This window comes from Planktothrix sp., from assembly GCF_046067725.1.
Lineage (GTDB): Bacteria > Cyanobacteriota > Cyanobacteriia > Cyanobacteriales > Microcoleaceae > Planktothrix.
In genome coordinates, this window is record NZ_JBJUDF010000192.1 from 23,601 (window position 1) to 33,960 (window position 10,360).

9 protein-coding genes are annotated in these 10,360 nt (G+C 37.4%); 2 read left to right on the forward strand and 7 right to left on the reverse strand.

The window, feature by feature from the left end; genetic code table 11:
- Positions 1-14: 14 nt before the first annotated feature.
- The 4 genes from ACKPEB_RS12015 to ACKPEB_RS12030 all read right to left on the reverse strand — a co-directional run bounded on the left by ACKPEB_RS12015 (position 15) and on the right by ACKPEB_RS12030 (position 3,317).
- Positions 15-695 (reverse strand): Crp/Fnr family transcriptional regulator, encoded by a 681-nt coding sequence (locus ACKPEB_RS12015; RefSeq protein ID WP_408965147.1) that lies wholly within the window; start codon positions 693-695, stop codon positions 15-17.
- 153 nt (positions 696-848) lie between these two features.
- Positions 849-1,202 carry a DUF1257 domain-containing protein gene (locus tag ACKPEB_RS12020; RefSeq protein WP_408965148.1) on the reverse strand — a complete coding sequence of 118 codons (354 nt, stop codon included), beginning with the start codon at positions 1,200-1,202 and terminating at the stop codon, positions 849-851.
- 147 nt (positions 1,203-1,349) lie between these two features.
- On the reverse strand, positions 1,350-2,870 hold the full coding sequence (locus tag ACKPEB_RS12025) for an AAA family ATPase (protein WP_408965149.1): 1,521 nt from the start codon (positions 2,868-2,870) through the stop codon (positions 1,350-1,352).
- Positions 2,871-2,969: 99 nt separating this feature from the next.
- Entirely contained in the window at positions 2,970-3,317 is a 348-nt protein-coding gene (locus ACKPEB_RS12030; protein ID WP_408965151.1) for a hypothetical protein, read from the reverse strand.
- Positions 3,318-3,617: 300 nt separating this feature from the next.
- Between ACKPEB_RS12030 and ACKPEB_RS12035 the strand changes: the two genes are divergently transcribed.
- Entirely contained in the window at positions 3,618-7,160 is a 3,543-nt protein-coding gene (locus ACKPEB_RS12035; protein ID WP_408965152.1) for an Eco57I restriction-modification methylase domain-containing protein, read from the forward strand.
- A gap of 90 nt (positions 7,161-7,250) precedes the next feature.
- On the opposite strand, the gene ACKPEB_RS12040 is transcribed toward ACKPEB_RS12035, so the two are convergent.
- Together ACKPEB_RS12040 and ACKPEB_RS12045 are read right to left on the reverse strand one after the other, a co-directional pair.
- A complete protein-coding gene (locus ACKPEB_RS12040; RefSeq protein WP_042152033.1) occupies positions 7,251-7,469 on the reverse strand; it encodes a type II toxin-antitoxin system HicA family toxin in 219 nt (72 codons plus the stop codon).
- The gene (locus ACKPEB_RS12045; RefSeq protein WP_408965153.1) at positions 7,469-7,714 is read right to left on the reverse strand and encodes a type II toxin-antitoxin system HicB family antitoxin; all 246 of its coding nucleotides are present in this window, start codon (positions 7,712-7,714) and stop codon (positions 7,469-7,471) included. The genes ACKPEB_RS12040 and ACKPEB_RS12045 overlap by 1 nt, the downstream gene beginning before the upstream one ends.
- 146 nt (positions 7,715-7,860) lie before the next feature.
- Between ACKPEB_RS12045 and ACKPEB_RS12050 the strand changes: the two genes are divergently transcribed.
- On the forward strand, positions 7,861-9,834 hold the full coding sequence (locus ACKPEB_RS12050) for an ABC transporter ATP-binding protein (protein WP_408965154.1): 1,974 nt from the start codon (positions 7,861-7,863) through the stop codon (positions 9,832-9,834).
- Positions 9,835-9,946: 112 nt separating this feature from the next.
- Here ACKPEB_RS12050 and ACKPEB_RS12055 read toward each other — a convergent pair whose 3' ends face one another.
- Positions 9,947-10,078 carry a hypothetical protein gene (locus ACKPEB_RS12055; protein ID WP_408965155.1) on the reverse strand — a complete coding sequence of 44 codons (132 nt, stop codon included), beginning with the start codon at positions 10,076-10,078 and terminating at the stop codon, positions 9,947-9,949.
- Positions 10,079-10,360 lie beyond the last annotated feature (282 nt).

Below are 10,360 nucleotides of genomic sequence, written 5' to 3' on the forward strand. Positions count from 1 at the left end.
ATGTAATTTTAGCTTTATTGATTGGCAAGATGGTTTAAATGTTTGAGATTGAGCAAATGAATCACTTGTCGTTCTTCATCAATACTCATCCAACCTTTACTCATAATTTTATCCATTATTTTGCTGGTTTCTTCTAAGGAAATATCCGTAACATCCGCTAAATCTTGAAAAGGAATATTAAAAATATCTGCCCCTTTTTCAGTCGGCTGACCGTAATTTTCAGCTAATTCTACGAGGGTATTCGCCAGTTTGACCGCCGCAGGTCGGTGACGAATTTGATACCGTTGGTTGGTTTGGCGCAAACGCCGTACCATCAATTGCAACATTCGATGATGAAGTTGCGGATCTTTAAACAACGTCTGGATAAAGCGTTGAGCAGAAACACTAATTAATCGGACTGACGATAAGGCGATAACATCATTCGCACGGGGGGATTCATCTAAAATCGCCATTTCTCCAAAAAAATCTCCCCGTCCTAAAATTGCTAAGGTTACGACTTCATCCCCAGATAAGCGACGGACTTTCACCCACCCGGAAACGATAAAATAAACTGCATTCCCCCAAGCATCTTCCATGACAACAGCCCGATTTGCCGGATATTCATGTTTGACAGCAACGGATAGCAGCCATTCTAATGTTTCGGGATTGGCTCCCTTGAATAGTGGAAAAAGCTCGCTAAAAGCTTCAGTTTGCATGAGAATTTGCTACGTTTATTAAGGAGTAGATTACCGATCCACTATATTGAATATATCTAAAATATCTCATAATATTGATCGAGTTGCAAATAGAAAAACGGGTTAACCAAATTTAAAAAGGTTAACCCGCAAGCTTGGGAACGCTGTGACCAACTATTTTTGGACGACTAATTTCACGTTGGCATTTTGCAGACCGCGCTGTTTGACATCAGCTAAGGTCTTGTTAACGGCATACTTTTGATTGATAGAGTTGATCAGTTCGGTCTGGTTGTGTTTTTTAGCAACACCCCACAGATCAGCAATTAAATCGTAGGTACCATCGCTGTTGCGAGACCAGCCCAGATCATATTCGCCTTCGAGGACTGCAACCAAGTCGGCACGAACCCGTTGGCCATTGTAACCCCGAACATCGGCATTGGTTTTGGTGCTAATGCCGAGATCACTCAGAGAAGCTTTCAGGATTTCGGAATCGGTGATTTTGGTACGCAGTGTGCTAAAGTGAGACATTTAGGTATCCTCCGTGGAACTGAAAACGAAACAACAACGGTTTGGTTAGAATCAATGCCGCCTTTATCAGGGGACGGCTTTTTTTTGGGAACTGCTAGTCTATTTTGGGGACTAGCCTTATCTCCTATTTGGACTAGGAGTAAGCTTTTAGAACTCCATGCGCTGATATTCAGCGACGGAGGACGCAGCCGGACGTGCACGCTGTCTTGCCCAATCTCGAAGTGCGGTGACCTGTTCGTTCATGGTCTTGGACAAGGGCAAAGTGGACTTAATCGCGGCAATGATATCAAGCTGCGTAAACTCGCGGTCTTGAGCAAAGGCCTCGTACATCGAAGCGATTACGGCTTGCTCAATTTCTGCTCCAGAAAAGCCTTCGGAAACGGTAGACAGTTGCTCTAAATCGAAGCGTTCAATTTCCCGACGGCGTTTGGACAGATGAATTCTGAAAATATCTTGGCGTTCTTCTTTGGTGGGGAGATCCACAAAGAAGATTTCATCAAATCGACCTTTTCTGAGGAATTCTCCGGGTAAGCGTTCAACGCGGTTGGCTGTCGCCATCACGAATACAGGTGAGCTTTTTTCCTGCATCCAGGTGAGGAATGAGCCAAAGATCCGACTAGAAGTTCCGCCATCTGAGTCCGCACTTCCGGCACTTCCGGCAAAGGATTTATCTAATTCATCGATAAATAGAATCACCGGGGAAATCGATTCAGCCGTTTTTAAGGCGTTTCTCAGGTTGGCTTCGGAACGTCCCACCATTGAACCGTCATACACCCGACCCATATCTAATCGGAGTAAGGGTAATCCCCATAACCGAGAAGTGGTTTTGGCAATCAGGGATTTTCCACATCCGGGTATCCCTAAAATTAACATTCCCTTGGGTTGAGGCAGACCGTATTCCCGTGCCCGTTCAGTGAAAGCATTGGAACGTTGGTGTAGCCACCGCTTAAGTTCTTCTAAACCGCCTACTGAATCGATGGTTTCATCAACATCAATGTATTCTAAAATACCATTGCGTCGAATCAGTTGTTTTTTCTCAGTGAGAACAACATCCACTTCTTCTTCAGTGAGACGTCCGGCGGTCACTTGGGCTTTCCGGTAGACTTTCTCCGCTTCATCACGGGTTAAGCCTAATGCTGCTTTGAGCAGTTTTTCTCGTCCTTCGGTGGTTAAACGTCGAGACCGGGCTTGCTCCAGTTGGGCGGTTAAGACTTGATTAAGTTCTTTCATATCGGGCAGAGCGAAGTCCAGAACCACAACTTCTTTCTCTAGCTCGATGGGGATTGCTTGAATCGGCGACATCAAGATGATGGTCTTGTTTGTGCCTTTAAAGCTGGCGATCGCATCCCGCAAACACCGGGTCACTTCAGGAGAATCTTTGAAGGGATGCAAATCTTTAAAAATATAGATACTTCCGCTTACGTTAGGCTCTCTATGTCGAATCACCCATTCAATCGCCGCTTGAGGGGATACGGTGTTAGACTGAACTGCGGTTCGCGCTTGATCGTATTTGACTAAGCCACGAGTGACTGTCCAGATATAAACCTCTCTTTGGCGTTTGGCTTGTGCGATTTTGGCGATAGCCTGCTCAGACCGCTCTTCCTCAGAGGTGACGAGGTAGATCAGAGGATATCGGGCTTCAATTAAGATACTAAGTTCTTCTTGCATAGTCCTCGATCCAGTAGAGACGGTGTAACGTTTACAGAGTTTATCAATCCTAATATTCGAGGCTGAACACGATTGGCGCCAGTATCGAAAGTTAGGTCTTTAACAGGGAACCAGTTCTTCTCCCGATTGAGTCGTTGTTGATTTAACATCTCTAACGGATTGGACGGGAAGTTCATCATCAGCTAGGAAGCTGGGTTGCTCTCTTAATGAGGTCAATTCCCCTTCCTTGAGGACAATGGAACTGGAACATTCAGGACAGGCGTAAACCCGGTGGGTTTGTCCGTAGGATGTCTCCACTTCATCTACCAATTCGGGATTAGTCAGGTAGAAAATAATCGCTCGTTCAGCAATGGATGACATCGGTTCTGATTCAACTGCCGCTTTGATTTTGAGTTTGCGGTGCAGTTCAGGCGGGAGATAGAGAGTTACCTTTTGCTTGTTTTGCATAGGACAGTGAACTTGTGTACCCGGGTATGTATCTCAAGATAACGAACAGTTTCTCAGATGTCAAGACGCTATACCTCTATGACGGTAATATTGTAATATTTCGTTACACTGTGGAATCTACTATATATATAGAGTCAGAAACCGGGTTTCTCAACAAGTTTCTGGGTGAGTTAGTTATATCAACGCAGAAACCCGGTTTCTCTGGGATGTAGAATTAATTCGGAGGTAACACCTCTGTTAGCCATTCCCAAGGTTAAGCCGGGGAACAATGATCAGTCTTTGTTGCTTGAGGTTTTGATCATGAATAATCACTCCAGACAACCCAGAGAAGCTTTAAATAAAGCGTTTCTGAAAGTTAAAGTTAGCAGGAGCGATATTGAACAATTTAAAGCTAATTTGATTAATCTGCTTGATCACATTAATGAAAAGGAGTCAGAAGAATTTCATAAAAATCTAATGGCTGATTTTCTTAAAAATACCTATTATAGTCCTAACTATTTTATTAATACTAAAGAACGAAATGATCTGGTTATTCACAATCAAAAAGATTCTAAAAGCAGTGTTGGAATTATTTTAGAAGTTAAGAAACCTAAAAACAAAGCTGAAATGGTGAAGGTTGAAAACCTGAATGTTAAAGCTTTACAAGAGTTGGTTTTATATTTTTTAAGAGAACGAATTAACAATAAAAACCTAGAAATTAAATATTTAATTATTACTAATATTTATGAGTGGTTTATTTTTGATGCTCAAACTTTTGAAAAATGTTTTTGTCAAAACAAACAATTGATTCAACAATTTGAAGATTTTGAAGCTGGGCGATTAACAGGTAAAACAACGGATTTTTTCTATAAGGAAATTGCTAAACCTGCCATTGAAGCTATTAAAAATCAACTAATATTTACTTATTTTGATATTCGAGATTATGAACAATTGGTTAGAAATAATAACCCTGAAGATGATGAAAAACTAATCGCTTTATTTAAGTTACTGTCTCCTCAACATTTATTAAAATTACCCATTGCGAATGATAGTAATACTTTAGACAAAGGGTTTTATAGTGAATTACTGTATATCATTGGTTTAACTGAAACCAAAGAAAAGAATAAAAAACTAATCCAACGTCTACCTAAAGATAAACAAAATCCAGGTTCACTGATTGAAAATGCTATTTTACAACTCGATAGTTTAGATAAAATTTCTCGACTGGAAAACCCCGAACAATTTGGAGAAACGGAACCTGAACAACTTTTTAATATTGCGTTAGAATTATCCATTACTTGGGTCAACCGGATTCTATTTTTAAAATTATTAGAATCTCAATTAATCACTTACCATCAAGGAAATTCTGATTTTGCTTTTTTAAATATAAATAAAATTCATGATTTGGGTGATTTAGATCGGTTATTTTTCCAAGTCTTAGCGGTTAAATCTAGTGAACGAAAATCGGATTTAAAAGGAATATTTGCTCAGGTTCCTTATTTGAATAGTTCCCTGTTTGAACCCACTGAACTTGAACATCAAACCATTGTTATTAGTAATCTCAGAGAAGAAAAACTCCCGATTTTTTCATCAACGGTTTTAAAAGATGGTAACGGAAATAAACGCACGGGAGAACTCAACACCCTACACTATTTATTTGAGTTTCTGGATGCTTATGATTTTAGTAGTGAAGGGTCAGAAGGAATTCAAGAGGAACAAAAAACTTTAATTAATGCGTCGGTTTTAGGATTAATTTTCGAGAAAATTAACGGTTATAAAGATGGGTCATATTTTACCCCAGGTTTTATTACCATGTATATGTGTCGAGAAACTTTGCGGAAAGCGGTTATTCAGAAATTTAATGAAATTAAAGGTTGGAATTGTCAAACATTGGATGATTTATATGATAAAATTGAAGATAGAACGGAAGCGAATCAAATTATTAACCGTCTTAAAATTTGTGATCCGGCGGTGGGGTCAGGACATTTTTTAGTTTCGGCGTTAAACGAACTGATCGCTATTAAACATGATTTGAAGATTTTACAAGATCAAACCGGAAAGCGATTAAAAGAATATCAAATTACGGTAGAAAATGATGAATTAATTATTACAGATGAAGATCATCAACCGTTTAAATATACCCCGAAAAGTCGAGAAAGTCAACGGGTTCAAGAAACTTTATTTCACGAAAAACAAACAATGATCGAAAATTGTTTGTTTGGGGTAGATATTAACCCGAACTCGGTTAAAATTTGTCGGTTACGGTTATGGATAGAATTGTTGAAAAATGCTTATTATAAAAAGGATAGTAATTATACTGAATTAGAAACTTTACCGAATATTGATATTAATATTAAATGCGGCAACTCGTTAATTAGTCGGTTTCCTTTAGATGCAGATTTAAAACCAGCGTTAAAGAAAATTGCTAAGTTAAATCATGAAATTGATCAATTAAAGATGGAAATTGAGGAAATTGAAAACGGTAAACTCTATGAAAATGCGTTTGAATGGCGGTTTGAGTTTCCTAAAGTTTTGGATGATACGGGAAAGTTTATGGGGTTTGATGTGGTGATCGGAAATCCTCCTTATCTGGGATTTAAAGAAGTTTCTAATAAAGACTTTTATCATCATCATTATTTTACAGCTAATGGCAAATATGATATTTATGTATTATTTATTGAACTGTTATATCAGATGACTCAAAAAAATTCTTATTCTTCCTATATTCTTCCCCATAAATATTTAGTTGCTGACTTTGCTACTCATACAAGAGACTATCTAAAACAGCATCAATTTGTTAATAAAATTATTCATTTTGAAGAACATCTGGTTTTTGAAGATGCAAAAACTTATACTTGTATTACCTTTTTTTCTCGCAATAATGCACAACTGGAATTTATAAAAATTTATCCTAAAATCCTTAAATCTGGAGAAGATTTAAGATTTTATCAGGTTAATTATGGAGAACTCAATCAAGATTCATGGAATTTAAACAACTCTAAAATTAATCAAATTATTGATCAGATTAAAACCAAGGGTGAACCTATTAATACAATATTTGAAGAAATTTTTCAAGGAATTATCTCAGGAGATAATGATATATTTTATTTGTATAATTGTATTGAATTAGGAGAATATATTATTGGCTATTCTAAAGCTCTTAATGATCAAGTTAAACTAGAGAAAAAAATATGTAAACCTTTGCTAACTGGAAAAAATATAGAAAAATGGAACAATCAAACTTCTGATCTTTATATAATTTATCCCTATACTTTATTAAATAATCAAACTTTATTAATTCCAGAAAAACAATTAGCTGAAGATTATCCCTTAACCTATCAATATTTCAAAACCCACGAAAACAGGTTATCGACGCGGGGAAGTTCAAAAATGAAATATCCAGCTTGGTATGCTTTATGGAATTCTCGTCAAATTATTAACTTAAATCAACCTAAAATTTTAACGCCTGATCTCTGTTTAGGAACAAAAATGAGTTTAGATCGAGAAGGAAACTATTTCCATAATGACACAACCTACGCATTAATTTTAAAAACAGATGTTCATTTAAAAATTGAGTATTTTTTAGCGATTCTTAATTCTAAACTGATTTGGTTTTTCTTATCAAATACAGGTAATGTTGTTCGTGGCGGTTATTTTCGCTTTAAAACAAAATATTTAGAACCGATATCGATTCCCCTAAATTCTACACATGAACAGCAAAATAAACTCATCAACTGGGCATCAAAATTAATCAATAATTCTTCAATTAATTATACCTTAGAACAACAAATTGATCAAGTAGTTTATGAATTATATGGATTAACAGAAGAAGAAATTAAAATAGTTGAGGGGATAACAGATTAGGGAATGAAGATATAATAGAAAGCGATCTCCTAACCTTAAGTGATAATCCAGTATGCGCGTCCTCACTCACTGACTATCTATGGCAATTTCCTATAGTTTTTCCCATTCATCTCGGCTAATATTCGCCTGACGTAACAGCCTACTCAGTAAATTTTTACTAATATCACCTTGATGGGGATTAGGAATAGTTAACCTGACTTCATCCTTAATCATATATTGATGTTTTCCGCCAGGATATGGCCCTTGAAAACCAGCTAATTTCAAATAACGCACAAAATCTTTCCATTTAATTGCAGAAAATGGTGGCATTAAGCAACCTCGTTTTCAAAATTTAAGTTAATCTGGTCTAAAATCGGTAATTGATGACCTAAACGTAACCCTAAAATAATCCATCCTTCTAACGCATCTTGTAAATTTTCTCGACATTCTTCTAAGGTTTTACCACTACTCCAAACTCCCTGACAGTCGGGTATTTCTCCATAAAATATCCCATTCTCTAAGATCTCATATTTTGCTCGATTCATGGCTGCATAAATATAATCTGTTAACATCATTTAAAGTTTCCTTAATAATGATCTGATCTCCTATTTTAGCATTGATGCTATCCTTTCGGGTTAGTGCGATGTTATTCTATCCCCTATTTCCCCATCTTCTGTTAAATTGATTAAATATATAGAAATTTATAGAGGCGGTAACTTCCATGCAATATGTTGTTCTGAATGTGAATAATCTGCGGGTTGAGTTTGACACCGATGAACGAACTGTTACCGCCGTTGATGGAATTTCGTTTCAGGTGGGACGGGGAGAAACGTTAGGAATTGTCGGAGAGTCGGGTTCAGGAAAATCCGTGACCGCCTTAGCTATTATGGGGTTAGTTTCCAGCACCACAGCGAAAGTAGAAGGCGAAATTTGGTTTCAAATTCGTGAATCTGAAGATTATAGTCCCTATTCTCAACCTGTTAATTTATTGCAACTTTCACCGACTCAAAAACAAACCTATCGCGGCGGTCAAATTTCCATGATTTTTCAGGAACCCATGACCTCTTTGAACCCTGTTTTTACCATTGGATTTCAATTAACAGAAGCCATTATGCAGCATGAAAAGCTTTCCCCCAAACAGGCGATGTGGAAAGCCGCGTCATTATTACAGGAAGTGAAATTACTCCCCAGTGATGATGAATTAATGCAGCAAGCATTAGAAGAACAAAAGCATCAATCAATCTCTCGTTCTCCCCAGGAATTACAAGATAAACGCAGCCGAAAACGAGAATTAATTCAACAAATTAATGCTCAAAAACGAGCGATGTTAGATCGATATCCCCATGAATTATCCGGGGGACAATTGCAACGGGTGATGATTGCAATGGCTATTTCTTGTAACCCGACGTTATTAATTGCAGATGAACCGACAACGGCGTTAGATGTGACGGTACAAGCAACAATATTAGATTTACTTCAAGAATTACAAGAACGCCGAGGAATGGCGATGATTTTTATTACCCATGATTTAGGAATTGTGGCTCAAATTGCCGATCAAGTGGCGGTGATGTTCCAAGGTAAAATTGTAGAATCTGGAACGATTCAGCAAATTTTTACAACGCCTCAAAATCCCTATACTAAAGGGTTATTAGCTTGTCGTCCCACCTTAGATACTCCGGCTGAACGTTTACCAACGGTGGCTGATTTTATGGAGATGATTACTTTAGATAATGGAGAGGTAGAAATTCGAGAAAAAACTTTAGTAGAAGCCGTTAAAAGTTATAATAATATTGCTTTAAAATCTCAAGCTTTTTTATCCAGTTTACCCTCAGAACATCCCCTGTTATCGGTTAAAAATTTAACAGTTGCATTTAAAATTCCAGGGATATTAGGTCAAACCAAACGATTATTAATGGCGGTTAATGATGTTTCCTTTGATGTTTATTCTGGGGAAACATTAGGTTTAGTCGGGGAGTCTGGCTGTGGAAAAAGTACCTTATCCAGAGCGATTTTACAACTGATTAGACCCTTGAGTGGTCAAGTCTTCTTTGAAGGTCAGGATATAACTGCTCCGTTGTTAGAAACCTCGATGTTTAGTGGGTTTAAAAATTATCGAAATCAACAACAATTCCATGAAAAAATGCGTTGGGTTAGACGCAATATGCAGATTATTTTCCAAGATCCGTTTAGTTCCCTTGATCCGAGAATGAATATTGGGGAAGCGATTATGGAACCGTTAATCATTCATCAAGTCGGTCAAAGGTTTCAAGAAAAACGCGATCGCGTCGCTTATTTATTAGAAAGAGTCGGGTTAAATCCTGATTTAATGCGACGTTATCCCCATGAATTTTCCGGGGGACAACGCCAACGAATTTGTATCGCCAGAGCGTTAGCTTTGAACCCTAAATTTATTATTTGCGATGAATCCGTTTCCGCGTTGGATGTGTCGGTACAGGCGCAAGTATTGAACTTATTAAAAGAGTTACAAGCCGAATTTAACCTGACTTATATTTTTATTTCCCATGATTTAAGTGTGGTTAAATTTATGAGCGATCGCATGATTGTCATGAATCAAGGAAAAATTGAGGAAACCGGAACCGCCGATGAGATTTATCACCACCCAAAACAAGCTTATACTCGTCAATTAATTGCTTCTATTCCTTCAGGAAATATTAGAAATCGCTATTTCCATTAAAAATCAAAAACTAGAAATCTATTTGAACATGATCAATACCCAAACCTCATTATTTACACATTTATAATTCCCAGTCAATCGCAGTTCCTGTTTCCTTTCTCAACTAGGCAGTTTATTGCCAATATTCGTTATATCTTCCAGGGGAAGGACGGGAAAATAACCCTAATAACAGCCCTAAAATAGCACCGAAAACAAATCCCCCTGCTTGTACCCAATACGCAACACCTCCTTGCGGCATTCCCACATTAGCAGGAACTCGATTTTATTTAAGAGGTGTTAAAGTCACTAAAGAGATCGCTCATTAATTAAACTCAACTTGATTCCGAATTTAACTCTCTCTCAAGATAGATTCTGAAAACAAGTTGAGCTTAATCATTCCATCACTATTTCAAGTTAAATATGACTCAAAAATCGAACTCGACAAAGTTAAAGGACTCCAAAGAAATATGAATCCATCGCAGGATAGATGAATAAAATGATCAAAACTGATTAAAGTTTAAACTGTTAATAAACGCTGTTTTGAATA